The sequence below is a fragment of the Mesorhizobium sp. M2E.F.Ca.ET.209.01.1.1 genome, from assembly GCF_004010375.2.
GTDB lineage: Bacteria > Pseudomonadota > Alphaproteobacteria > Rhizobiales > Rhizobiaceae > Mesorhizobium.
Map to the genome: position 1 here is coordinate 1 of NZ_SADP02000178.1, position 454 is coordinate 454.

Sequence of the window (454 nt, forward strand, 5' to 3'; positions counted from 1 at the left end):
GGTTGGGATGGGTATAGAGCGCGATTTCATCGCGGACCGGCCCGCCCAACAGTTCGTAGATCGGCTTGCCGAGGACTTTGCCCCTGAGATCCCAGAGAGCTATATCGATCGCGCTCACGCATTCGACCGCGGCGCCACGGCTGCCCATATAGGTGAAGCTGCGGAATATCTTGTGCCAGAGGTATTCGATGCGCGCCGGGTCCTCTCCTGTCACCGCGGCTCCGATCTGTCGAAGGATCGTGCACAGCGCGCGGTTGGCGAGCTTGGTGGTGGTGGTGATCTCTCCCCAGCCACTCACCCCCTCGTCTGTCGTCACCTCGACGAACAGGAATTCCCCCCAATAAGAAGCACCAGACTTGATCAGCCACGGCCGAACGCTCGTGATTTTCATTTTCAATACCTTTGTCAGCAATGGTCAGCCACGATGTTCCAGACTTGACCCCTGGTCCTATCC

Annotated in this window: 1 pseudogene; it reads right to left on the reverse strand. The window is 58.6% G+C overall.

Annotated features, from left to right (window positions below):
- Nucleotides 1–391, reverse strand: a pseudogene (locus tag EN852_RS35180) (mandelate racemase/muconate lactonizing enzyme family protein); the annotation flags it as partial.
- Nucleotides 392–454 lie beyond the last annotated feature (63 nt).